Source organism: Pseudomonas sp. LBUM1661 (assembly GCF_059695925.1).
Window position 1 is genome coordinate 3,600,513 of sequence record NZ_CP166794.1, and the last position, 24,451, is coordinate 3,624,963.

The window sequence follows — 24,451 nt, forward strand, 5'->3', positions numbered from 1 at the left end:
TCATTTCATCGCCGAGGCAATAATTTCCACCAGATGGAGTTGGTTATAGGGCTTGGACAGCCTCGGGAGGCTGGTCGCGAAGCCTTCCAGTCGCTCGGCGTAACCGGTGGCGAGAATGATCGGTACGTCCGGTTTCATGATCCGAATGGTCTGCGCCAATTGCGCACCACTCATCTGCGGCATGGCCATGTCCGTGATGACCAGGTCAATGTCGTGCTCCTTCTCGAACAATTCCAGCGCCAGCGCACCGGATGACGCACTGATCACCCGATGGCCCAGGTCCTCAAGCAACAGGCTGGTACTCGTCAGCACCAGGCTGTCGTCGTCCACCACCAACACGCACAGATGAGGCACCTTCACGGCAGATTTCTCTTCGGCGAGCATTTTGGCGCGCGGGCCGACAGTAGCGACAGGTAACCAAAGTTCGGCGGTTGTACCGTGGTCCTTCTGACTCTTGAGAATGAATCGCCCACCCAACTGTTCGACAAAACCGTGAACCATCGACAGCCCCAGGCCCGTACCTTTACCCACCCCTTTGGTGGTGAAAAACGGGTCCATCGCCGAAGCCAGCGTGGAGGCATCCATGCCCTCCCCTGTATCGGTAACACTCAGGCAGACATAACGACCGGCAACCAGGGACCACCTGGTCGGGTCGTCGACTTCTTCGGTGCGGGTGCTGATGACGATTTTCCCGCCATGAGGCATGGCGTCCCGGGCGTTGGTGGCCAGATTCAGCACCGCCAACTCGAGCTGATTGACGTCGGCCAGGACGGGTTCAAGCTCAGGCGAGAAATCAGTTTCGAGTGTCACTGCAGGCCCAAGGGAGCTGCGCAACAATCCGCTGATCCCTTGCACCAGTTCTGGTATATCGACCGATTCGGCTTTCAGTTCCTGACGCCTGGCAAACGCCAACATGCGCTGGGTCAGGGATACGCCACGCAAGGCCCCCTGTGTCGCGTTGTCGAGTAATCGGGTAATTTTTGGTTCTTCGCCCACGCGTTTGCGGACGATTTCCAGATTACCCAGAATGACCGTCAGCAAATTATTGAAGTCGTGGGCAATCCCGCCGCTGAGTTGGCCGATGGCCTGCATCTTCTGCGCCTGGAACAGCGCTTCGCGGGTTTGCTCAAGGGTCTGCTGTGCCAATGTCGCTTCGGTGATATCACGGGTGATCTTGGCGAAACCGAGCAGCGTGCCGGTATCGCCCCAGATCGGGTCGACCACGACATGCGCCATGAATCGTGTGCCGTCCTTGCGCACCCGCCAGCCTTTGTTTTCGAATCGCCCTTCACGTACGGCAATGTCCAACGTCCGATTTGGCTCGCCAGCCTCGCGGTCTTCCGGGGTATAGAACATCGAAAAGTGCTGGCCGATGACCTCTTCGGGCAAGTAGCCCTTGATGCGTTGCGCTCCCGGGTTCCAGTTTGTCAGGCGTCCATCCGGGGCGAGCATGTAGATGGCGTAGTCAGTGACGCTCTGCACCAGCAGGCGAAACTGCTGCTCGCTTTGCTTGAGAATTTCTTCGGCCATCTTGCGGTCGGTCAAATCACGAGTGATCTTGGCAAACCCCAGCAACTTGCCCGACGGGTCGATAATCGGATCGATCACCACATGACACCAAAAATGCGTGCCGTCCTTGCGAACGCGCCAGCCTTCGCCCTCGAAACGCCCCTCCCGAATGGCCGTATCCAACGCGCGCCGGGGCAAACCGGCCAAGCGATCCTCTTCGGTATAGAACTGCGAGAAGTGCTGGCCGAGAATTTCCGCCTCCTCATACCCCTTGAAACGCCGCGCACCCGCGTTCCAGCTGGTAATGATGCCATCGGGATCAATCATGTAGATCGCGTAGTCAATCACAGCATCGATCAACAGGCGAAACCGACTGTCGTCAATGGCTGTGGTTTTGGTCCGATCTTCGATCATTGAAAGCTCACGTCAGCATTGTTTTTCAGGAGTATGCGACAAACCGCCAATTTGGAAAGCCGAATCATCAGCGGTTTGTCTTACGGTTTATTTAATCTTGATGCTGGGTGTTAGCGGTACACGTATTTAACGATGTAGGCGTACAGGTCGTTGTAGACAAAATCAGGCACCTGGTTGGCAAAAGTCCCGGTCTTGAGTAACGCAAGGTGGCACTCTTTGACCATCTCGTCTCGCTCCTGCATGGCGTAGACGTGATTATTGATGATGGTGTTGTAGTTACTGTAACTATAAGGCGCGGCGGTAGAGCTGATGGTCAACTCCCCGTTAGCGTCTTTGGAGTATGAGCTATGTGCTCGCAAAGTCCGTTCATTCAATGCGCCCAAACCGCGCTCGTACAAAAATATCTGGGAACCGCTGACCGCTTTGGCGACTGCCTCGAACGCCAGAATAATCGCCTGAGCGTTACTCATGCTCGATTCCAGTGCCGAATAACTGACAAATCGCTCAAGCTCTTGTTTCTCCAGACTCCTCAGGCCCCGTTTGATGCTCGACAGGTGCGCAAACGCCTGGTTACAGCCCACGATGTGAGCTTCAAGCTGGTAGCCGGCGGGTATGGCATAGGACGCAAGCCCGGCAAAATCGATGCTGTCGAACGCGCACTCCATGATGATGTTGTATTTGCGCGTAAACGCTGCCTCGAACACTTGGGCGCTGACCTCACGGATAAACGCTTCCGTATGCTGGTACGCGTGCAGAACACCGAGCTTGATCATCTCGGCGTACTGAGGGTGTTTTTCCCGGTATTCGGGCAGGTACAGACGTACATAATTGCTGTAGCGGCCCGACGGCAACAGGCTCTTTTCCAGCAGATAGGTTTTACCTGAGCCCTGCAGCCCCGCGGGCACCAGCAACTTGGGGGGCGTCTCGGCCGTTTTGCCACTGAACAGCGTGGCGGTGATCTCATTGAACGCTGCGGTGACGTCTTCCGGGGTGTAAGCGTAAATCGGTGCTTGTGACATACCTTGATTTCCTTATCAAAGACGCGGGTGAAAGTGATACCCCGCCCTTTGAATAAAGCCCCCTCACGCGGTTTATTCAAATGGGTGTGTCTTTCAAGATATGTCACTGTTTTTTAAGGTAAAAGATCCTACTCGACTGCGGGAAAAAAGCCACCCTTCAAACTGACCACCAGCGCGGCAGCAACTCCTTGACCTTGCTCTCGCCAAATCGGTCATCGATCAACATCACCACCCCTTGATCCTGCTGGGTACGGATCACTCGTCCGGCGGCCTGCACCACTTTTTGCACCCCTGGAAACAGGTAGGTGTAGTCGTAGCCAGCACCAAAAATCGCCGCCATGCGGTGTTTCAGCTGTTCGTTGACCGGGTTGAGCTGCGCCAGCCCCAGGGTGGCAATGAACGCACCGATCAGTCGCGCGCCGGGCAAGTCGATGCCTTCGCCAAACGCCCCGCCGAGTACCGCAAACCCGACGCCCTGACTGTCGGCGGTGAACTGATCGAGAAAGTCCTGGCGCTGCCCTTCCGCCATGCCTCGGGACTGCGCCCACAGATTGATGTGCGGATGTTTCTCGGCCAGCAACTGCGCCACTTGCTGCAAGTAATCGAAGCTGCTGAAAAACGCCAGGTAGTTACCGGGTCGTTGGCTGAACTGCCGGGCAATCAGCTCGACGATCGGCGCAAGGGACGACTGACGATGGACGAACCGCGTGGAGATCTGGCTGACGATATGCACTTGCAGCTGATCGGAATGAAACGGCGACTCCACATCAATCCACACCGTGTTCGCCGGTGTCCCCAGCAGATCGGCGTAGTAATGGCGAGGGCTCAGGGTCGCGGAAAACAGCACGGTGCTGCGCGCGGCCGTCAGACGCGGGCGGATGAAACCGGCGGGCACCACGTTGCGCAGGCACAACTGCGACAGGTTGCGCTTGCGGTCGAGGTCGCGCTTGCTGATGTCGAACAGGAACTGCTCATCGAAGAGTTCAGCCACCCGGCAGAATTGCAGCATGTCGAAGTAGAACGTCTGCAAGGCACTGTCCAGGCCTTGCGGATGATCGTTCAGGTAATCGCCGATGCTTGCACTGCACGACGACAGCGCCTGGAGCAGTTTTTCCGGGGCTTTGTCGTACGCCTGATAGGCGCCGAGTTGCAGGTTATGCAGGGCATTCCACTCACGGTTGACCCGTTGCATGGACTTTTTCAATGGCTCGGGCGCGGTTTTGCGCACCGCGTTGAGCGTCGACTGGTCGAGGCTGGCGCTGTACATCTGCCGGCCGCGTTCCACCAGATTGTGCGCCTCGTCCACCAGCACCGCGACTGTCCAGTTATTGGCCTGGGCCAGCCCGAACAACAGCGCACTGAAGTCGAAGTAATAGTTGTAATCAGCGACCACCACGTCCGCCCAACGGGCCATTTCCTGACTCAGGTAATAGGGGCAGACGTCGTGCTTCAGGGCCACCTCGCGCAACGCGCTCTGGTTCAACAGGCTCAGTTCGCTGGCCGCCTGGCGAGCAGCCGGCAAACGATCATAGAAGCCTTGAGCCAACGGACAGGATTCGCCGTGACAGGCCTTGTCCGGATGTTCGCAGGCCTTGTCGCGGGCAATCATTTCGAGGACCCGCAGCGGCGGTGCATCGGCGCTGTCGAGGATCACCTGCGCGGCGTCCAGCGCCAGTTTGCGCCCCGGGGTTTTCGCCGTGAGGAAGAACACCTTGTCCAGCCGCTGCGGCGCCAGGGCCTTGAGCATCGGGAACAGCGTCCCCACGGTTTTGCCGATCCCGGTGGGCGCCTGAGCCATCAGGCAACGACCGGTGCTGACAGCCTTGAACACCGACTCCGCCAGATGACGCTGCCCCGGCCGGAAATCGGCATGGGGAAACGCCAACTGTTGGGCCGCCTTGTTACGTGCGTCGCGATGGGCCATTTCCTGCTCGGCCCAGTGCAGGAACCGCGCGCAATGGAGTTCGAAGAACTGCCCCAGTTCTTCGGCACTGAAGGCTTCGACCAGGCAGGTTTCCTTTTCGCTGACGATGTCGAAGTACACCAGGGCCAGATTGATCTGCGCCAGATCGAGTTTGCGACACATCAACCAACCGTAGATTTTCGCCTGCGCCCAGTGCAATTGCCGGTGATTGGCCGGTTGCTTGCTCAAGTCGCCGCGATAGGTTTTGACCTCTTCCAGGCAGTTTTGCACGGGGTCGTAGCCGTCCGCCCTGCCCTTGACCAGCAGCGTTTGATACTGCCCCTCAAGCGCGACTTCACTCTGATAAACGTCGCTGCGCCGGGACGCGACCGTGCGGTGCCCGACGATGCCTTCCAGTGCGGTTGGCGACGGGGTGAAGCGCAGGTCGAGGTCGCCGACCTTGGCGGTGAATTCACACAGGGCCCGCACCGCAATGCTGTAGCTCAAGCGCTCTGCTCCGCCCATTGCACGTAGCAAACGGCAATCGGCATGTGGTGTTCATGGCAGAACTCCAGCCAGCGTAACTGATTGTCTTGCAAGCGATCGCCGGGGCCTTTGACTTCGATCATGCGGTAGGTTTTTTGCTGCGGCCAGAACTGGATCAGGTCCGGCATCCCGGCACGATTGGCCTTGATGTCCAGCAGCAGGCGAGTGAACCAGTGCTTGAGGTGTTCGGCGGGCAGGCAGTCGAGCGCCTGATCCAGCAAGTCCTCGCTCAACGCCCCCCAGAACACGAACGGCGACTGCACGCCCCACTTGGCGGCATAGCGTTCCCGAATGGTCTGGCGGTAACGCCCGTCGTCGAGTTCAGCCAAACAATCCTGGAACAACGCCGAGCGGCGAGCATGAAAGTCTTCATTGAGCAGATCCACCGGCCCGCGCTGGAACGGGTGAAAAAACGCGCCCGGCAGCGGCGCGAAGATTGCCGGCCAGCACAGCAGCCCGAACAACGAGTTGATCAGGCTGTTTTCGACGTAATGCACCGGCGCCGATTCTTCCGCCAGGTGCGCCTGAACGTAATACTCCACCGACAGCGCCAGGTCGGTCCGGGGCAATTGCAGGTCCAGGCGCAGCATCTCCCGTGGTGACGAGCGCTTCATCGCCGGGCCGCCGAGCTTGCGCCGCAGTCTGGGCAACACACGTAGCAATTGCTGCTGTTCAGCGGCGCTTTCCGGCGCTTGCTCGGCATGGGCGGCCAGGTCCATGGCGAGCGAATACTCCCCGCAACGTTCCAGCACGCGAATCAGGCGCAGGCGCGCACCGGGATAGGCGCACTCGCGGTAGATGGTCAGGGCGTTAGGGAAATCCGCGATGCGCTCGCAGTACTGCCCGATCTGGAACAGCAACTTGCCGCGACGCCTTTGCAGCCACGGGTTGCTCAGTGCCAGCCCGTTGATCTGCTCGACAATACCCGCCACCGCTTCACCCGCCTCGAAACGCTGCTGACAGTGGTGAAGAAAGAGGCAGGCGTCGACGTCGTCGCGGCTGCGCAAACCTCGCGATTCGGCGCAGAACTCGACTTTTTCGTAAGTGAAGATGCCCAGATCGGCCAGCACAAACTCCGACCAATCCTGGTAAAGATTGCCGAAAAACATCAGGCGCAGCCGGTCGCACAGGCCCATGATGGTCAGGCTGAACAATCGCTCGTCCAGGGTCGGGCACCAGTTCGCGAAACCCTGAGCCTCGGGAAACCGTTCGCTCAGTGTCGGCAGCCAATCGGCCTTTTTGCCTTTGTGTTGATCGATGGCCGCGCCAAAGCACTGGAGGATTTCTGCCTTGAGCAGCACTTCGAACAGCGTCTCGATCGACAGCGGTGACTGTTCGTCAATCCAGCCCAGCGCCAGCAATGGCTCGGCGGCCAGCCCAATGTCGCCGATCTCGACGTAATGCAGTTTGCTCGCCCTGAAGTGAATGCCTTTGCGCATCACCATTCTGACCAACAGTGCCTGGGATTCGCGGGGCAATTGATGGAAATCACGGATGAAGCGTTGCTCTTCTATACTCAATACATCGGCGTAGCGATGCTCAAGCCAATCAAGCACTTGCCTGAAGTTGTTCAAGTAATAGAACGGATCGTCGAGGGGATTTGCAGTCACAGGGAAAATGGGCCATGGCGAGCGAGTACTGGTTATGCGTACAGATACCAGCTACGCCCCACCCGGTGCAAATGGAAAAGGATAAATGGCGACGCTATTTGCTTATTTTTCCGCTGCCCGCCGAACTTTCTGCTGTTCCATGGCACCAACCGCCTTAGAGATACGGTAATCGCGCTGTTTTTTATTTGAAGTTTGAGAGGTGAGTATGAATATCAAGACTCTGGGCTTGCCCTTGGCGGTAGCAGCCTTTCTGGCCCTGGCCGGTTGCTCGACGCCAACGGTGGTGACACTGCAGAACGGCACCCAGTATTTGACCAAGGACATGCCGAAAACCAAGACCAAGGATGGCTTCTTTGAATTTGAAGACATCTCCGGGGCGAAAGTGAAGGTCAAGGCGGATGAAGTGAGCACGATTCGTCAGGAAGACTGAGGACCGCGTTATCGTTCTTCGCGAGCAAGCCCGCTCCCACATTAGACCGAGTCGACCGCAAATTTTGTGGACGACAAAAATCAAATGTGGGAGCGGGCTTGCTCGCGAAGAGGCCCTTACCGGCGCCGCGTCACCCTCAGGCAATCAAAATTCCCGCACCCGACAAACTATCCAATCCAACCCCGACCAACGTCACCGAATCCCCGCCAAACGTCAGCACCGTGTCCTGCCCCACCGCCGTGGCATGCGCCCGATAATCATCGCCAGGCACCACGCCCTGAACCCCGAGAAACACCAGCGTATCGTTCGCCTGATAGCCGATCACCCGGTCCTGGCCAAAGGCGCCGCTGAACAGGAACGTATCGATCCCGCCCCCCGATTCCATCAGGTCGTTACCCGCCCCGCCAACCAACACGTCGTTGCCCGTGCCGCCGATCAAATGATCGTTGCCGTCCAGGCCAAACAGCCAGTCGCCCGCCGTGTGAGCCTTGAGCGTATCGGTACCCGCGCCGCCCTTCACCGTTGACGCGTACGGGGTCAGGTTATTGCCGGCCACCAGCCCATTGGCTGTGACGCTGTGAGTCACGTCATCCTTGAACAGCCCCCATAAAAACCCCGGCTCTTTGCTGACGATGCTGCCGATGTCACGGGTGATGCTGATACCGCCCTGGGCGTCGCGTATGTACAGGTTGCCGGCGCCGTCATTGGCGAAGTCAATGTTCTTCACCGACTGCTGCACATCGAGCACGTTGCTGCCCTTGCCGCCCAACAGGATGTTGTAGCCGCCACCGTCGCGAAAGGTGTCGTTGCCATCGCGGCCGTCCAGGTAGTCGTTGCCCTTGCCACCCTGGATCAGGTCGTTACCGTCGCTGCCGATGATGAAGGTACTGCCCTTGTGGGTGTCGGCATTGCGATTGAGGTCCTGGACCCAGGTGTTGCTGCGTGCCGGGTCCGACAGGTTGGCAACGATAATCGTCGAGTCTTTGTCGGTGAGGTCGTAGAACCTCGACTCCAGCACCCGCGTCATGCCGTCGCCGTACCCGGTGGGCAGGTGCGAGATCCAGGTCGGAATGTTGAGGATGGAGAACGGCAGCAGGTTCCAGGCCGTTGACGCATAGTGGTCGTTGAAGCTGACGATGTTGTTGGTCGCCGACTCCTGATGAGCATCGTGCACGCCCACCGACGACAGATTGAACGAGGAACCGTCGAGCGCCCGGAACACCGGATCGTTTTCATAACCGACGTTCAATACTTTGTCGGTGCTGCTTTGGGTCGGTGACGCGTAGGCAATGTAGTTGGAGTCCTGGTAGAACCCGGCCCACTTGTCACGGCTTAAATCCGCCAGGCTATTGACCGCCAAGCCGCCGAGGCTATGACCGCTGACCAGCACATCCTTGCCCGACAGGCCATTGGCCTGGGCAAACGCGGCGACGTCGCCGAGCAAGTTGCCGAACGCTTCACCGACGTAGTTCTTCGCATAATCCTGGGGCCCCAGCGCCGCCAGCAGATCGTTGATCACGTCGGCGATTGAATCGCTGACCAGGGTTTCCCGTGGGCCGCTGGTGCCACGAAAGGCGATGCCGATTTCAGTGAGATGGCCCTGGGCGTCGTACTTGCCGAGGATTTCCACCTGAGCGCTGGTGTAGCCGTCCTTCTCGCCAAAGAAGGTTCCGCGCCCGTCGACCTTGCCGTCGTAGCCCAACTGCGCGGCCGTGATGGGTGTCCAGCCAGCTTTCTGCACCGTCTCCAGCGCGGCTTTTTCCGAATCCGGATTCCACGGGATGCCGGGAATCACGCCCTGGGAGTCTGCGCCGCCAATCAGCGCCGTCACCAGTGTCGCCGGCAAGCCCAGGCCGAATCCGTTGTGCTGGTAGCCGGTGGCAAAACCGTTATCGAGGTTGTGATAGGCATACAGCGTGATCGCCATCGCATCGGTAAACAACGCTTTGGAGTCTGCTGTGCCGAGGTTTTTGTAGTCGTACACACCCATGGGTATTGCCTCTCTCTTTGTTGGAATTGTCAGAGATAGAACGCGCTACAGGGCTGCAATGTTCAGGCGTTACGGCGTCCTCGGTCCTTGTCCGAACGCCTCGTCAACCTTGGCCAGATCCTGCTCGCTCAAAGTCCCGGCGTAGTAATGCAACTTGGTCCACGCCATTAAATAGTCGTACCGGGTCTGGGCCAGGTCCCGACGTGTGGTAAAGAGTTGTTGTTCGGCATTCAGCGCATCGAGGTTGACCCGTTCGCCACCCAGAATGCTTTGCCGGGTCGACACCACCAGGGCTTCGGCCGAGCTCAGGGCTTTCTGATAGGCGCGCAGTTTGCTCACGCCCGACAGGCAGGCGCTGAACTGCCGACGCAGCTCGATCAGGGTTTCCCGGGTCTTGCCGTCCAGTTCGTACTCGGCCTGTTCCATGGCGCGACTGGCCTGACGAGTCGAGGCCGAAACCCCACCGCCGGCGTACAGCGGCACATTGACTTCGATGCCGATGGTGTTGGTGTCGTAGCGCTGGTTATAGGTGTTGCCACTTTCCGACTCGTTCTGGCGCACCGAGGCGTAGGCGCTGACTTTGGGCAGGTGCCCGGCACGGTTGCGTTCGACTTCGTAGCGCGCCACTTCCAGGGCCTGGCGCTGGGAAGCCAGGTTCGGGTTGTTGGCGACGGCGATCTCATGCCAGGTGTCGTAACTGGCCGGTTGCAAGGTGAAGGTCTGGAAATTCTGGTCCAGCGGCGCCAGGTCGGCGATGTCGATGGCCGGCACGCCGATCAGCGCGCCCAGTTCCCGCAGGGCGGCATCCTGTTCGTTACGCGCCTCGATTTCCTCGGCGGTCGCCAGTTCGTAGCGCGACTCGGCTTCAAGAATATCGGTGCGCGTGCCCTCGCCCTGACGGAACATCTGCTCGTTCTGCTGAAACTGTTGCTCGTAGGCTTTTTTCTTCGCCAGGGCGATGTCGATCTGGTCCTGGGCGAACAAGGCCTTGGTGTAGTTCTCCAGCACCCGCACCAGCAACTCCTGGCTTTTGCCGCGAAAGTTTTCGTCGGCGAACAGCGACTGCGCCACGCCTTTGCGATAGGCCGCGTAAGCCTCGTAGTCGAGCAACGGTTGTTGCAGGGTCAGGGTCGAGCCGTAGCTGCTGTAGTTGCGGTCATCCGACTGGTTTTGCCCGCGCTCGTTGAGGTAAGTGACCTTCGAGGTGTTACGGCCCTTGTTGTAGTTGTAACCCAGTTTCGGCAACAGCCCGGCGCGGCCAATGGCACGGTTCTCAAGACCGGCGTCGCGCTCCTTGATGGCGCCGAGGAACACCGGATCATTGCGTAACGCTTGTTCGTAGACATCGAACGGCCCCATGGCCATCGCACTGTTGCAGGTCAGCAGCGCCAGGGTCGCGGCGAGCATGGAAAGCTTATTCATACAACGGAACATCCTTATTCCTCAGTCAACGCGGAGCCTGCCCGGTCGAGCAGCGGTTTGAACAGGTAGTTGAGGAGCGAACGTTCACCGGTGCGCACAAACATTTCCGCCGGCATGCCGGGCTTGATCACCAGGCCATTGAGTTTTTCCATGGCTTGCTCGCTGACGCTGCTGCGCAGCACGTAATACGGCGCACCGGTTTTTTCGTCGACCATCTGGTCGGCGGAGATCAGGCTGACTTCACCCGGCACTCGCGGGGTGCGGCTCTGGTTGAACGCGGTAAACAGAATGTCCACCGGCAAGTGCGTGCCGACCTTGTCGACCAGGTTGATCGGCAAATGCCCTTCCACTTCCAGGCGTGTGCCTTGGGGCACGATCTCCAGCAAGGTTTCGCCCTGACGCACCACCGCGCCCTCGGTGTGAACCCCGAGGTTGACCGCGATGCCGTCGGCCGTGGCGATGATCTCGCTGTGTTGCAGGTCGAACCCGGCGGAGGTCAGTTGCTCTTCGAGGGTTACGCTTTTGAGCTGCGCATCGGCCAGTTGCGTGCGGACTTCTTTCTGGTATTCCTCGATGTGTTGTTGCAGCTTCAGCCGCGATTCGAGGATGCCCTGCTCCACCCGGCCGCTTTCGCCGGTGTTTTCTGCCAATTGTTGCTGCACTTGCGACAGCTGACGCTGGTACTCCATCAACCGGTTGCGCGGGATGTAGCCGTTATCCGCCAGGGGCTGCAGGTTGCTCAATTGTTGTTGCAGCGAGCTGGCCTGTGCGGTCAGGTCCGTACGGGCGCGACGCATGCCGGCCAGTTGCGCACCGGCACCTTCGATACTGGCGCGCAAGGCGCCTTGTTCGCGAGAAAAGGCTTCGCGACGACTGCTGAACAACTGGCGCTGGCCTTCCAGCACTAATTTCAGGCGCGGGTCGGGATCGTTGCTCAGTTCGGCGGGGAAATCGACCTGCTTGAGATTGTCACGCTCGCTCTGCCACCGCGCCAGACTGGCCCAGGCCATGCGGTACTGCGCTTGCAGGGATTGCACGTCAGCGGCGACCTGCGTCTGGTCGAGCTGAAACAGCGGCTGGCCCTGCTTCACCACCTGACCTTCGCGCACCAGAATCCGGCTGACCACACCGTTGCTCATCGACTGCACGGCTTTGCGCTTGCCCGACACCACCACGGTGCCTTGTACCGGAATGCCCTGGTCAAGTGGCGCCAGACTGGCCCACGTGAAGAAACTGCCAGCGCCGACGATCGCCAGAATCCAGCCCAGGCGGGCGAAATAGCGCGCGTCGCGCTCAGGGCGTTCGGCGATGTAGTCGTGTTCCATCGCGGCTTCGTTTTGACTGTTCATCTGCATGCTGCTCATACACCCGAATTCCTTGTCGACGGCTGAGACTGTCGGCTCATGCTGACGCCCGCCGGTGCTTGAGCGGCCGCTCCAGACAGCGCCTTGAGCACCTCCTGGCTCGGACCGAACGCCTGCAAACGTCCCTCATTGAGGACCAGCAACTTGTCAGCCTGGGCCAACGCCGAGGAACGATGGGTGACCAGAATCACACTGGTGCCCTGGGCCTTCATCTGTGCGATAGCACTGGCCAGCGCCGCTTCGCCGACGGTGTCGAGGTTGGAGTTCGGTTCATCCAGCACCACCAGGCTCGGCTTGCCGTACAGCGCACGGGCCAGGGCCACACGTTGTTTTTGCCCACCGGACAATCCGCTGCCGTCTTCCCCGAGCACCGTGTCGTAGCCCTGAGGCATGCGCAGGATCAGTTCATGCACGCCAGCCTGTTGCGCGGCCTGCACCACTTGTTGCGGATCGGCTTCGCGGAATCGGGCGATGTTTTGCGCGATGCTGCCGCTGAACAGTTCGATGTCCTGCGGCAGGTAACCGATGTAAGGGCCGAGGTCATCGCGATTCCAGCGATGGATGTCCGCGCCGTCGAGTCGCACAGTGCCGCCGAGGGTCGGCCAAACGCCGACCAGCACGCGAGCCAATGTCGACTTGCCGGAACCCGACGCACCGAGCACGCCCAGCACCTCCCCGGCGCCGAGGCTGAAGTTGACCATGTGCAGGGTCGCGGTACGTTGCCCCGGAGGGCCGGCGCTGACTTGTTCGAAGGTGATCTGCCCCTTCGGCGCCGGCAACGCCATGGCCTCGTCACTTGGTGGAAAGGCTTGCAGCAACGCGTCGAGACGTCCGTAGGCGAGTTTGGCGCCGCTCCATTGCTTCCACACGGCAATCAGCTGATCGATGGGGCTCAGTACGCGGCCCATCAGGATGGAACCGGCGATCATCATCCCGGCGGTCATGTCGCCCTTGATCACCAGCAACGCGCCCAGACCCAACACCAGTGATTGCAGGCACAGTCGCAGGGTTTTGCTCAGGGAACTGATGACGGCACCGGTGTCGCTGGCCTGGTTCTGCAAGCCGAGGAAACGCGAATGGACCTGGAACCAGCGATTGCGCAAGGCACCGAGCATGCCCATGGCCTGGATGGTTTCGGCGTTGTGCAGGTGACTGGTGGCCAGTTGGCTGGATTTCTGGGAAAACGCGGCGGCTTCGCCCAGCGGCTTTTTAGTCATGGCCTCATTCAGGCAAGCCAGCGCGATCAGCAGCAGCGCGCCTGCGGTGGCGAACACCCCGAGCCAGACGTTGAACAGATAAATCACGAACAGGTAGACCGGAAACCACGGCGCATCGAAGAAGGCGAACAGCGCGGGGCCGGTGACGAATTGGCGAATATGGGTCAGGTCGCCGAGCGATTGGCCGGCATTGCCCTCACCCTTGAATAAATTGCGCTCGAACGCTGCCTGATAGACCCGCAGGTTGAAGCGACGCTCCAGCTGGCTGCCGATGCGGATGACGATAAAGCTGCGAACAATTTCCAGTAAACCGATAAAGACAAAGAACCCGACGACCATCAGCGACAACATGGCCAAGGTGGTTTCGTTTTGCGAGGACAACACCCGGTCATAGACCTGGAGCATATAAATCGACGGGACCAGCATCAGTATGTTGATCAATGCGGTAAAACAACCGACGCTGATCAGGATACTTTTATAGTCGCCCAGTGCCTTGATTAACGGTGCAGTGACTGGGGCCTTCGCCATCTTCATTGGTTTTTCCTGAACTGATATTTCCCACCGTACTCCGGCGAGGTTCCATTAACTGTCCGCACACGGTCGAGACATTCTTTTGCCCGCTGTCGCTTACAAACTAATAACAACTTATTTTGTTCAATAAGAAGTCCGGTTATCGATTCGCGCCTCATAACGGGCAATCAAGGGCCTTATAGTCGGTACCTGTAAACGGCTTGCCACTTTTGCGCTTAATACGTAGCGCGCTGAAGCGTAATGATCAGCCCTGATTTCAACGTGCTTGTGTAAAGCCCCTCATGCTGTCGGCTGAAGAACACGATTCTTGAGCCTTCTTTGCCAGTGATCGCGATACCGTCGGGTTCCGGAAACCAGCCGATGGCCTGCTCGCCCAACCAGCTACTGAGGCACTCGGCGCCCTCACCCAGCGTTTGCTGCGGTTGAAAGTCGATGATGCAGGACTTTGAAGAGTCTTCGGCGGCATTCAAAGTGGCTTGCCACTGGCCAGCCAATTCTGAGGGGTCTGCCAATTTAAGGCTGCTTGCCATGGTTAAATCTCCAAGAAACATCATCAGCGTCACCCAAAGCCACGCGGTAGTTCTGTAGGTAAAAACCTTGTGCTTCATAGGACGTTGTACTCCGGCGCGTAGCTTACTCACCGCAGATAGCGATGCAAGGAAAGAGACCGGCGCATCGAGCGCCGCCCTCCTTTTTTCACTTCACATCACGCCGCGATGTCTGTGTACGCCGCCTGACCGACAGTGCTGACGAGGAAATCAGCCACGCCGTGCCCGGAGAAATCAACCGACAACAGGCTGTTGCCGCCGGACGTGCTCAACACCGCATCGCCCGCTGCACCGGTGAACGCACTGACGAAGTGCAGGCCCGCGCCGTTGGTGATGCCGGTCAGGTCGATCTTGTCCAGGCCGCTGACAAAATCGAGGATCTGGTCGATCGCCCCTGGCTTGGAGTCGCTGCTGGCGGCGAACACGAACGTGTCCGAACCTGCACCGCCCCACAACTTGTCCGCACCGCCCGCGCCGAAAAGGATGTCGTTGCCGGCACCGCCCTTTAGCTCATTGGACACGTTGTTGCCGATCAGCAGGTCATTGCCCGAACCGCCAATGGCGTTCTCGACGGTGACACCCTTGGCGATGGACACGTTGCCGACCAGGCCACCAACGTCGGAGAACGAGGCTTCATTGAGGTTGATTTTCTGGTTCTGAGTGAATCCCGAGAAATCCAGCGTGTCTTTGCCACCCGCATCCCAGACCGAAAACACCACTTTGTCCGACGACGAAGACGCGCTGAGAAAGTCGCGACCGGCGTTGGAGTTGAAACCGTAAGTGGTGTCACCGGTACGCGTGGTGGTGTTCGCGCCGTAGAGTTGCTGGATGGCCGCAATGTCGTCCATCAGCGGGCCGGACGCATACGCTTCGACGCCGCCCTTGCTGAAGTTCTGACTGGTGTTGCTTTCACTCCAGTAGCTCATGACGCTGTAGCCGCGGGTATCTTGTCCGTAGGTCGCGTCGTTGTAGGTCGGCGCGCCTTCGCCAGCGTTGTAATCACCCGGATGAGCCAGGCCCAGGGTGTGGCCGATTTCGTGGGTCAGGGTCTGGCGGCCGTAGTTATTCAGGTCCGGCGTCTTGTTGGGCGTGTAGCTGCTGTTGGTCAGGTACCAGGAAGTCCCGTCGTATCCAGCCCCCGTGCCCGGCAGATAAGCAAACGCTGCCGCACCGTCCTGGCCGCTGCTGTAGTTGCCGAAGGTCATGTGGCCGTCACCGCCAGTGGCTTTCTCGGTGAAGGTGACATTGGCCACATCGGCCCAGGATTGCATGGCGAGCACGGCCTGGGTTTTCTGTTGCGTGCTGAACTGGCTGAACCCACTGATGCCGTGCTTGTTCAGGGTGCTCGACGAGGCCGAGGTCAGGAACGTGTAGGTGAGTTCGATTTTGCCGCTGCCGTCCTTGTCCTGGTAGGCAGCACCGTCACGCAGCAACTGGTCAGCTGCCTGGTCTACGGAGTAGGAGGGTTTGCCATTGACCGTGAGGTTACCGCCCCGATCATATTGATGGCTGAAGCTATTGATCTGGTTGAACGCAGAACTGGATGCAGCCAATGATTGCGGCTGAAAAGCCTGTTCGGCGGTATCAATAGCGTGGTCTTTTACAGTCGACATAAACACACTTCCTTGTTTAGCTATGGAACAGTTTTTTGTCAGACAGCGACAATCTCTGGCGAGATCGTCCTATCACTCGCCCAATGAAGGCGAAAGAAAACTGACACAATTTGAAATCAAACGTCTACTACTTTTTTGACGTCAAATTGAAGTTGCTCCAGCAAGTACCCGAAAACAATGCGTGTGCTGTCGAAATATTATTTCTGGCTCGAAGGGATTCGCTTAATTGTCTGACAATTGGCAATTTAAATATTAAATAAGAGTAAGTTGTTTTTGTTTAAGGCATCTCACTTTTACGCATAGGCAAGTGCCAGCGCAATGCCATCAATCGAATGAAACGTTTAGTGAGTTGCTCATGTTATGGCAAGGGAGAAGGCTCCCTTGCCATAACATGAGCAATTGAACTTAACTCCCCGTCCGAATCTTGTTCCACACCCGCGTTCGTACCCGATCAATGTTCAGCGGCATGGCCTCCAGGGCGAACAACTTGCCCATCATGTCCGGGCTCGGGTAGACCTTGGTGTCGTTCTTGATGGCCGGGTCGATCAGGCTGTCGGCCTGTTCGTTGCCGTTGGCGTAGCGCACGTAGTTGCTGATGCTGGCCATGACGTCCGGGCGCAGCAGGTAGTTCATGAAGGTGTAGCCGGCTTTTTCGTCCGGGGCGTCGGCGGGCATTGAGACCATGTCGAACCAGATCGCGGAGCCTTCCTTGGGAATCGCATAACCGATTTCAATGCCGTTGTTGGCTTCTCTGGCGCGACTTTCCGCTTGCAGAACGTCACCGGAAAAGCCTACTGCCACGCAGATATCGCCGTTGGCCAGATCACCGGTGTATTTGGACGAGTGGAAATAGCTGACGTAAGGCCGGACTTTCAACAGCAGCGCTTCGGCCTTCTTGTAGTCATCAGGATTTTTACTGTGATGCGGCAGGCCCAGGTAATTCAGCGCCGCTGGCAGCAGTTCCGGCCCGTTATCGAGGATCGCCACGCCGCATTTTTGCAGCTTTTCCATGTATTCGGGCTTGAAGATCAGGTCCCAGGAGTCCACGGGCGCGTTGTCGCCCAGCACCGCTTTGACCTTGGCAATGTTGTAGCCGATGCCGGTACTGCCCCACAGGTACGGAAATCCGTGTTCGTTGCCAGGGTCGTTGGTTTGCAGGGCCTTGAGCAACACCGGATTGAGATTCTTCCAGTTCGGCAGCTGCTCCTTGTCCAGTTTCTTTAACGCCCCGCCTTGAATCTGCCGGGCCATGAAGTGGTTCGACGGAAACACTACGTCATACCCGGAGTTACCGGTCATCAACTTGCCATCAAGGGTTTCGTTGCTGTCGTACACGTCATAACTGAAACCGATGCCGGTTTCCTTCTGGAAGTTTTTCGTGGTGTCTGGAGCGATATAGCTCGACCAGTTGTAGATCTTGACGGTCTCGGCCGCCTGACTGAGGGTCGCGACGAACGCTAATGGGGCCAGGGTCAGTGTCTTTCGGATCATGAGTCGATTCCTGTTTGGGTTGTTTTTGTTGGCAGGCAATCAGAGGATCAAAAAATCAAAACGTAGGTCTTGCGCACGGTTTCCTGGATATCCCAGATGCCGAGGCTGTTGGCTGGCAACATCAGTGCGTCGCCCGCTTCTATGTGCAGGGTTTCACCGTCGTCCGGGGTGAAAGTGCAGCGCCCCTGGATGAAGTGACAAAATTCCTGGGCAACGATCTGCCGCCGCCAGCGGCCGGGCGTGCATTCCCAGACGCCGGTTTCGACGCCGTCGTCGCGTTCGACGCTGGTGGTCGAAGCCACGGCCACGGGGGTGCCCAAGGGCACGGCGACCGGGTTCGACTCGTCCAGCTTAAGGGTGGCGGTGTGCTTGAATTGCGTGATGCTCATGGGAGTACCTGTTGATTGAGAAGACGCCGTTACTGCATGAAACCTTCCATGAACCCCGCCACGCCGCAGGCCAGTTTGCGACGCCACGGCGCGGTCGTCGGGTTGGCCAGGGTCTGGTCTTCGTGGACGAAGCTGCGGATGATCGCGTTGTAGCCGAGCCAGCGGCAGGGTTCCGGCTCCCAGGCCTTGAGCGCGTCGAGACCACCTTGGGGAATTACCCACGGCTGGCGCACCAGCTCGCTGTCGCGCTGCAAAATCAGGTCGGCAAGGGTTCGTCCGCCCAGATTGCTGGCGCCGACACCCTCCCCGCCATAACCGCCAGACAAGGCAATGCCGCTGGCGTGATCGCAGAGCATGTGAGGCCTGAAACGCCGGGACATGCCCAGATTGCCGCCCCAGGCATGGGTGATCCGCACGTTCTTCAGTTGTGGGAAGAGCTCGCCGAACAGATAGCGGCGCAACTCGACTTCGCTGGTGGTCAGGTCGAAGTCATGGCGCAACTTGCCGGCGAACTGATAACCACCGCGCGCGCCGAACACCAGGCGGTTGTCCGCCGTGCGCTGGCCGTAAGTGACTTGGCGGCTGCTTTCGCTGAAGGCCTGGCCGCGACTCAGGCCGATCTCGTCCCAAGTCGCGGCGGACAGCGGCTCAGTGGCGACAATCAAACTTTGCACCGGCAACTGATAACGACCCAGTGGCGGCAAAGTGACCGCGTAACCTTCTACCGCCGGCACAATCCAGCGGCTGCGGACCAAGGCTTTCGCCGTGCGCAGGCTGCCCGACTGCCAGTGGGTGACCGGGCTGTTCTCGTAAATCCTGACGCCCATGCACTCCACCGTCCGGGCCAGGCCTCGCACCAACTTGGCCGGGTGAATCGTCGCAACGTGCGGTGCATAGATACCGCCATAAGGCTTGGCGACTCTGATCTGTTGCGCCAGCTGCTCGGGGCTGAGCCAGCGGTAATCGCTTTCGGTCAGGCCCTGGCGGTAGAGCTTGTCCAGGTAGTGGCGCAGGCTCGCTTCCTGTTCTGGGTAGCGTGCCGCGCAGTACAGCACCCCGCCTTTGCGGTAATCGCAGTCGATGCCTTCACGTTCGAGGACAATCTGCACTTCATCAGGGATACCGTGCAGCAGATCGAATGAAGCACGGCGCTGCTCTGGCGACAGGTCGGCGAGCAAGCGGTCTTCGCCCAGCAGGTTGCCCATCAGCCAGCCGCCATTGCGCCCCGACGCACCAAAACCGGCGGTTTGTGCTTCGACGATGGCAATGCTCAGGTCCGGCGCCAGGCGTTTAAGGTAATACGCGGTCCAGAGCCCGGTGTACCCCGCGCCAATGATGGCAACGTCGACATCCAAGTCCTGTTCCAGCGTCGGACGCGCCAGCAACGGCTCGTCGAGTTGATCCATCCACAAACTGATATTGCGCCACGCCGGCATACACGACTCCGCCACTCAACACTTCGATGGCGTCGATCCTAGTGCGTGGGCTCAGAGGCTGTCTTGCGCGCGTGCACGCAAAGAAATTTGTTTTGCGTAGGCCTTTGGCGACAGGCCCGTGTGCTGGCGAAAACAGCTGTAGAACGCCGACAGCGAATTGAAGCCGGCGGCAAACGCCAGCTCGTCAATGCGCAACGGCGGTGTGGCGGCGTCCAGCGCCGCGAGCAAATGCTGCAAGCGCGCCTGGTTGACGTAGCGGTAGAAGCTCTGGCCAAGCACCTGATTGAGTAAATAGGAAATCTGATTGCGGCTGTACCCGCACTCCTTCGCCACCCGCTGCAGGTCGAGTTCGGGGTCGAGATAAGGTTGCTGGCGCTGGAAATACTGTTGCAGGTCGTCCGCCATGAAACTCAACTGGCGCGGCGACAAGCCGAGCCGACTGACGGCCGGGCGTTGGTTGTTGGCGGCTTTGTTGGCGGGCTGCTCATGCACCAGCGACGCGTATTCGTTGACCCGCCAAATCAACCCGTCACGCACGGTAATCGCCTCGCTGGCCCGGAACGACACCAACCCTGCACCGCCGCGAAGGGTGATGCGGTACTGAATGAATGCAGTGTTGCCGTCCAGGCGAATACGGTCCGAATGCTCCAGGGCCTCATCGGGATCACGCGGCATGCTGCTGCGCACGTACTCGCGCAGTTCGTCCAGCCCCATCACACGGTTCTGGAAAAAGTCGTTGTACTGGACCTCCGGGTGATACAGCGCCATGACACCGTCCAGGTCCCGGTGTTTCCAGCGCAAGTGGTAACGCATGACCGTCTCGCCCGTGGCCTGGGTTTGCTGCGGACCATCGTCATCGGCGTGCATAAAGGACTCGGCGAGAAAACGCCGAGCTTGCCGAAGTTCCGGCCCGGCTTCAATGGTCAATCCCTGCTCGCCCTTTTTCGAAAAAACGATTCACCGTGACTTGCATCAAAAAAAACTGAACCAATCGCCAAACGGCCTGAAAAAAAAACAAGATTTTCACATCTGGATGCTACTTTTAAAGGCAGTCACCGGTTGAGCCAATGAAGGCTCTTCCCTCCTAACATGAGCTAACGGAAGCGCTCGATGAAGAAGGCGGGCAACACATGAATAAAGGGTTTAGCAAAGTCACCTTTCCAAACGCCTGCCAGCTGATGCGCTGGCATTTTCATCCAATGGGTTTCGAGGCGAGCATGGATGCGCCGGGCAGCATGATTGCCCGTTTATTTGACCGCGCCAGTGGCGTGACCATGATCGCCATTGCCGGCATTCCCTGCGCAACCGTCATGAATGCCGCGGATGTAGAACGAATTATTGAAGCGGTGGAGGATGAGCTTGAAGCATTCATTCCGCCAGTTGCCCTCAGAAGTTACGCCTGAAGGCTGAACCCCCGACAAAAAGCCCACGTCATGTGGGCTTTTTTGTGGTTGTGATGTTTAGCGATTACGCCACTGTCTTGCTCTGCCGGTGATCGATAAAGAACGCCTTGCCCTTGCCGATCCGATCGGACGCTTTGGGCATGTTAGCCGCCTGGGTGTCTTGGCCGTCGACATACCAGTAGCAATGGCTCACCGCCCGCGTGATGCCGACATACGCCAATCGCAGGATTTCGTCCTTCTGTGCATTGTCATACGCCTCGCTGTCGCCAGCCTTGCCCAGACCCGCCATGCGATAGACCTGGTTCTTGTAAGGTGAACTGGTCAGGTGCTGGCAATCTCCCAGCAGAAAAACCGCGTCAGCCTGAAGGCCTTTTGCGCTGTGATAGGTCAGCTGTTTCAATCTTCGTGCTTCATACGGCAAGCTAGAATCAACATTAACTACAGACTGAATATGCTGTTCTATCAATAATTTATCGCTACTTTTTCGATACAACATCAAGATCGAATCACCCTTTCGGTAGTGCTCCATCAAGCGCTGGGCCATGCCTTGATCATCTCGATCGAGCACATTGACCGGCAGCAGCGCCTTCGGCTCGCCGCTGGCCTTGGCCTTCTTGCCGGTGATCGCTGGCGCTGCGCGGACGATATGTTCGGCGGCATCGATGATGTGTTGATGGCTGCGGTAGTTGTCGCTGAGCATGACTTTGGTGGTGCTCGGCGAGGGGAATTCCTTGTTGAACTCCATGAAATACGTCGGCGAACTGCCCCGCCAGCCATAGATCGATTGCCAGTCGTCACCCACACAGAGCAATGACGAGCGCTGCGCCCCACGCCCGACATGCATGGCCGGACCACGACTGCGGATCTCCGCCAGGCTGGCGCGGATCCAGGAAACGATTTGCGGCGATACATCCTGAAATTCGTCGATCATCAGGTGTGACAAAGGCCTGAGCAGCTCATCACTCAACAGCTTGAGATTTTCCGGGGAATGCTCACTGAACAAGGCGAACATTCGGTTATAAGTCATCACCGGAGGTTTCTGATCGAGCAGATGATCTTCCAGGGCGCGCCAGAACAGGCTCAAGGCTTCAAAGAAGAACCGGTCCGGGTCGTCCTTGGCAAAACTCATCTGGCCCACGGCATTCGGCACATCCAGGCCGAGGTTTTCGATGAACCCGGCAGCGGCGACAAAACAGTCCAGCAACGGCGCGGAGGCGAGTTCGCCCTTGACCTTGTAGTCGAAACCCGGCCCGGCGCTCGCATCACCCACCAGCGAGGCAAGCACACGCTTTGATGACTCATAACTATCTAGCCATATCAAAGGCTTACGACAGAAAGCTTGAAACAGGGTGCGCTTTACCGCCCACTCTGCGCGCACCGTCAGCTTGGCGTTGGGACGGCTTACCTGCGGGTTTTCACGGGGATCGAAACCCAGCACCACCCAAGCGTCGAGGGTCGGAATATAGCCGTGACAATGGAACGTCGACCCGTTGATATCGAACGACTGACGATTCGGCTCAATGCCTTTGATCGGCCAGGCACCGGCGCGAAACCACAAATCCTCAATAGCATCGCAAAGCTCTTCATCACGCTTGGCGGCCAGTTCGGTCACGACCATGCGCTTCTGCACGTCCGGGTGATCGCGCTCCAGCTCCTTGAGCTGCAAGGCGTGGCGCGACAACGGCTTGATCAACTCGCGAAAACGCTCATCGCGGGTGTGCAGGCTGTGATAGCAGGCGTTGAGCTGCTGGCGCTGGGCGTCGTTGATGCGCAGATCGAAAGGGTTGCTGTCGACTTCCTCATCGCCGTTTTGCGCACGATGACTGAGGTTTTCGAACGCTTGCAGCCGCTCGAAGCCCGGCAGACTGCGAACCATCGGCAGAATGCGCGAGTGGAAAGTGCGCACCAGATCACGCGCCTCCTTGAAACTCAGCGCCCGCCCCCAGAGCGCAAACAACTCGACCAGCTTATTGATGAAATCCTTGCGCGACTCGCGGGTGAAGGTCACCACGGTCATCGAACTCAGCTCAAACCCCAGATAGTGGGTCAGGAGCAAAATACGCAGCACCAGCGTGGTCGACTTGCCCGCGCCGGCACCGGCAATCACCGAGGTCGAGGGTGTGTCGCTGAAGATCATCTTCCACTGTGCGGCGCTGGGCTGGGCATGCGCCGGCAGCAACCGCGCGACATCCGCCTTCATGCGCTTCTTCAACTCTGCGTTCAAAGGCAGGCGCCAATCATCGAACAAACAGTCATCGACATTCGGCGGCCGGTGTTCGGTTGAGCGCGAGTCGCGAATCAACAAGACCTGCCGGCCTTCTTCCAGCCCTTCGAGCTTTCCTTCCTTATAGCCGTAATCCACCCCGGCGCTGTGACCACTGCGAAAGCCATCGGCCTGGCCATGCAGCCACGATGCGCGATGTTGCGCACGCAGACGCGTCAGGCCATGACCGAAGAATCGGGCGGCCAGGCGCTTGAGCAATGGCATCTCGGCCAGGGGACGAAGTTCAGGAGGAAGATCGGGGGTGTGTTGCGGCACGCGGACGGACTCCAGGGTGTGAGGCTGTTGAGGGCTATGGTGTCTGCATTTGTCGTTCAGTTCTAGTGAAATGCTTACAGGTCATTGGCTTATGCGATGAAGTGAAGGCTTTATGAGAATGTTTCGAGGCTCAGAGCCATCAAGTTATTCGATTGTAATGCTGCATTTTTTACGCTTTTTATCGATCAGTGCCTGATAGATGATGCTCGCCATTAACCCCCCTATTCAGGAGACGATCATGCTCGAACTCAGACCTTTCAACTCCCTGGGCGGCGCCAACCACGGCTGGTTGGATGCTCATCACCACTTTTCGTTCGCCGAGTACCATGACCCAAAACGCATGAACTGGGGCAACCTGCGCGTGTGGAACGACGACGTGATCGCCTCTGGCACCGGTTTCCCGAAACACCCGCACCGGGACATGGAAATCATTACCTATGTCCGTGAAGGCGCGATTACCCACGAAGACAACCTTGGCAACAAGGGTCGTACCGAAGCGGGCGACGTTCAGGTCATGAGCGCTGGCACCGGGATCGCCCACAGCGAGTACAACCTGGAAGCCACCGCGACCAAGATCTTCCAGATCTGGATCATCCCGAACGAATCCGGCTTGGCACCCTCCTGGGGCGCCAAGCCTTTCCCGAAAGGCCAGCGTGAAGGCTTCGTGACCCTGGCCAGCGGCAAGGCCGGCGACGATCAGAGCCTGCGTATTCGTGCCGATGCGCGGCTGGTGGCGGCAAACCTGAAGGCCGGTGAGTCCGCCGAGTATCGCCTGGACAACGGCCGTCGTGCCTACCTGGTGCCGGCCACTGGGGCTATTGAAGTCAATGGCTTGCGTGCACAAGCTCGAGACGGTGTCGCGGTTGTCGATGAGCAGGTGTTGCGTGTGACGGCTATTGAGGACAGTGAAATCGTGTTGGTGGATTTGGCTTGATTGGGTAAAAGCGGGGCAAAAAAATGGGGCGACCGTTAATGGTCGCCCCTTTTTTATCCGGTGATGCCACTGACGCCATCGCGGGCAAGCCCGCTCCCACAAGGATTGCGCAAAACCCTGTGGGAGCGGGCTTGCCCGCGAAG

The 24,451-nt window shown here is 58.6% G+C and carries 18 protein-coding genes; 3 read left to right on the forward strand and 15 right to left on the reverse strand.

All coding sequences use genetic code 11. The features are described from left to right. The 4 genes from ACA057_RS16445 to ACA057_RS16460 form a co-directional block, all read right to left on the reverse strand. On the reverse strand, positions 1-1,923 hold the full coding sequence (locus ACA057_RS16445) for a hybrid sensor histidine kinase/response regulator (protein ID WP_497340441.1): 1,923 nt from the start codon (positions 1,921-1,923) through the stop codon (positions 1-3). A 110-nt stretch (positions 1,924-2,033) separates the two neighbouring features. Beyond that, positions 2,034-2,942, reverse strand: a complete 909-nt coding sequence (locus ACA057_RS16450; protein ID WP_497340443.1) for a zeta toxin family protein — start codon at positions 2,940-2,942, stop codon at positions 2,034-2,036. Between the two features lie 157 nt (positions 2,943-3,099). Continuing rightward, on the reverse strand, positions 3,100-5,352 hold the full coding sequence (locus ACA057_RS16455) for an ATP-dependent DNA helicase (RefSeq protein WP_497340445.1): 2,253 nt from the start codon (positions 5,350-5,352) through the stop codon (positions 3,100-3,102). Further along, positions 5,349-7,001, reverse strand: coding sequence for a VRR-NUC domain-containing protein (locus ACA057_RS16460; protein WP_497340447.1), 1,653 nt, complete (start codon positions 6,999-7,001; stop codon positions 5,349-5,351). The genes ACA057_RS16455 and ACA057_RS16460 overlap by 4 nt, the downstream gene beginning before the upstream one ends. Positions 7,002-7,206: 205 nt before the next feature. Between ACA057_RS16460 and ACA057_RS16465 the strand changes: the two genes are divergently transcribed. Further along, positions 7,207-7,431 (forward strand): YgdI/YgdR family lipoprotein, encoded by a 225-nt coding sequence (locus tag ACA057_RS16465; RefSeq protein WP_059407112.1) that lies wholly within the window; start codon positions 7,207-7,209, stop codon positions 7,429-7,431. A gap of 136 nt (positions 7,432-7,567) precedes the next feature. Here the strand turns inward: ACA057_RS16465 and ACA057_RS16470 are convergent, their stop codons facing one another. The 10 genes from ACA057_RS16470 to ACA057_RS16515 form a co-directional block, all read right to left on the reverse strand. Next, positions 7,568-9,421, reverse strand: coding sequence for a polyurethane esterase (locus ACA057_RS16470; RefSeq protein ID WP_497340450.1), 1,854 nt, complete (start codon positions 9,419-9,421; stop codon positions 7,568-7,570). A gap of 69 nt (positions 9,422-9,490) precedes the next feature. Further along, on the reverse strand, positions 9,491-10,855 hold the full coding sequence (locus tag ACA057_RS16475; protein WP_497340452.1) for a TolC family outer membrane protein: 1,365 nt from the start codon (positions 10,853-10,855) through the stop codon (positions 9,491-9,493). A 2-nt stretch (positions 10,856-10,857) separates the two neighbouring features. Then, on the reverse strand, positions 10,858-12,207 hold the full coding sequence (locus ACA057_RS16480; protein WP_497340454.1) for an HlyD family type I secretion periplasmic adaptor subunit: 1,350 nt from the start codon (positions 12,205-12,207) through the stop codon (positions 10,858-10,860). After that, positions 12,204-13,958, reverse strand: coding sequence for a type I secretion system permease/ATPase (locus ACA057_RS16485; protein WP_497340456.1), 1,755 nt, complete (start codon positions 13,956-13,958; stop codon positions 12,204-12,206). Before ACA057_RS16485 ends, ACA057_RS16480 begins: the two co-directional genes overlap by 4 nt. A gap of 212 nt (positions 13,959-14,170) precedes the next feature. After that, a complete protein-coding gene (locus tag ACA057_RS16490) occupies positions 14,171-14,563 on the reverse strand; it encodes an AprI/Inh family metalloprotease inhibitor (protein WP_497340458.1) in 393 nt (130 codons plus the stop codon). A gap of 98 nt (positions 14,564-14,661) precedes the next feature. Continuing rightward, complete coding sequence (locus tag ACA057_RS16495) at positions 14,662-16,116, reverse strand: serralysin family metalloprotease (RefSeq protein WP_497340460.1); 1,455 nt, start codon at positions 16,114-16,116, stop codon at positions 14,662-14,664. Positions 16,117-16,521: 405 nt separating this feature from the next. Continuing rightward, a complete protein-coding gene (locus ACA057_RS16500; RefSeq protein WP_497340462.1) occupies positions 16,522-17,607 on the reverse strand; it encodes a polyamine ABC transporter substrate-binding protein in 1,086 nt (361 codons plus the stop codon). 47 nt (positions 17,608-17,654) lie between these two features. Next, complete coding sequence (locus ACA057_RS16505; RefSeq protein ID WP_059407103.1) at positions 17,655-17,996, reverse strand: cupin domain-containing protein; 342 nt, start codon at positions 17,994-17,996, stop codon at positions 17,655-17,657. Between the two features lie 29 nt (positions 17,997-18,025). Next, positions 18,026-19,432 (reverse strand): NAD(P)/FAD-dependent oxidoreductase, encoded by a 1,407-nt coding sequence (locus tag ACA057_RS16510; protein ID WP_497340464.1) that lies wholly within the window; start codon positions 19,430-19,432, stop codon positions 18,026-18,028. 51 nt (positions 19,433-19,483) lie between these two features. Continuing rightward, positions 19,484-20,299: a helix-turn-helix transcriptional regulator gene (locus ACA057_RS16515; protein WP_497349932.1), complete on the reverse strand. Its 816-nt coding sequence runs from the start codon at positions 20,297-20,299 to the stop codon at positions 19,484-19,486. A gap of 263 nt (positions 20,300-20,562) precedes the next feature. Here ACA057_RS16515 and ACA057_RS16520 point away from each other — a divergent pair, with 263 nt between their 5' ends. Next, on the forward strand, positions 20,563-20,835 hold the full coding sequence (locus tag ACA057_RS16520) for a DUF1652 domain-containing protein (RefSeq protein ID WP_497340466.1): 273 nt from the start codon (positions 20,563-20,565) through the stop codon (positions 20,833-20,835). A 64-nt stretch (positions 20,836-20,899) separates the two neighbouring features. Here the strand turns inward: ACA057_RS16520 and ACA057_RS16525 are convergent, their stop codons facing one another. Further along, complete coding sequence (locus tag ACA057_RS16525; protein ID WP_497340468.1) at positions 20,900-23,374, reverse strand: UvrD-helicase domain-containing protein; 2,475 nt, start codon at positions 23,372-23,374, stop codon at positions 20,900-20,902. Positions 23,375-23,612: 238 nt separating this feature from the next. Between ACA057_RS16525 and ACA057_RS16530 the strand changes: the two genes are divergently transcribed. Then, complete coding sequence (locus ACA057_RS16530; RefSeq protein WP_497340470.1) at positions 23,613-24,308, forward strand: pirin family protein; 696 nt, start codon at positions 23,613-23,615, stop codon at positions 24,306-24,308. Positions 24,309-24,451 lie beyond the last annotated feature (143 nt).

What these genes read in the sequence shown, in the direction of transcription:
- ACA057_RS16520 (WP_497340466.1), top strand. Translation starts at nt 20,563, where the DNA reads ATGAATAAAGGGTTTAGCAAAGTCACCTTTCCAAACGCCTGCCAGCTG.
- ACA057_RS16470 (WP_497340450.1), bottom strand. Translation starts at nt 9,421, where the DNA reads ATGGGTGTGTACGACTACAAAAACCTCGGCACAGCAGACTCCAAAGCG.
- ACA057_RS16500 (WP_497340462.1), bottom strand. Translation starts at nt 17,607, where the DNA reads ATGATCCGAAAGACACTGACCCTGGCCCCATTAGCGTTCGTCGCGACC.
- ACA057_RS16485 (WP_497340456.1), bottom strand. Translation starts at nt 13,958, where the DNA reads ATGAAGATGGCGAAGGCCCCAGTCACTGCACCGTTAATCAAGGCACTG.
- ACA057_RS16510 (WP_497340464.1), bottom strand. Translation starts at nt 19,432, where the DNA reads ATGCCGGCGTGGCGCAATATCAGTTTGTGGATGGATCAACTCGACGAG.
- ACA057_RS16450 (WP_497340443.1), bottom strand. Translation starts at nt 2,942, where the DNA reads ATGTCACAAGCACCGATTTACGCTTACACCCCGGAAGACGTCACCGCA.
- ACA057_RS16475 (WP_497340452.1), bottom strand. Translation starts at nt 10,855, where the DNA reads ATGTTCCGTTGTATGAATAAGCTTTCCATGCTCGCCGCGACCCTGGCG.
- ACA057_RS16445 (WP_497340441.1), bottom strand. Translation starts at nt 1,923, where the DNA reads ATGATCGAAGATCGGACCAAAACCACAGCCATTGACGACAGTCGGTTT.
- ACA057_RS16495 (WP_497340460.1), bottom strand. Translation starts at nt 16,116, where the DNA reads ATGTCGACTGTAAAAGACCACGCTATTGATACCGCCGAACAGGCTTTT.
- ACA057_RS16465 (WP_059407112.1), top strand. Translation starts at nt 7,207, where the DNA reads ATGAATATCAAGACTCTGGGCTTGCCCTTGGCGGTAGCAGCCTTTCTG.
- ACA057_RS16490 (WP_497340458.1), bottom strand. Translation starts at nt 14,563, where the DNA reads ATGAAGCACAAGGTTTTTACCTACAGAACTACCGCGTGGCTTTGGGTG.
- ACA057_RS16505 (WP_059407103.1), bottom strand. Translation starts at nt 17,996, where the DNA reads ATGAGCATCACGCAATTCAAGCACACCGCCACCCTTAAGCTGGACGAG.
- ACA057_RS16480 (WP_497340454.1), bottom strand. Translation starts at nt 12,207, where the DNA reads ATGAGCAGCATGCAGATGAACAGTCAAAACGAAGCCGCGATGGAACAC.
- ACA057_RS16515 (WP_497349932.1), bottom strand. Translation starts at nt 20,299, where the DNA reads ATGCACGCCGATGACGATGGTCCGCAGCAAACCCAGGCCACGGGCGAG.
- ACA057_RS16530 (WP_497340470.1), top strand. Translation starts at nt 23,613, where the DNA reads ATGCTCGAACTCAGACCTTTCAACTCCCTGGGCGGCGCCAACCACGGC.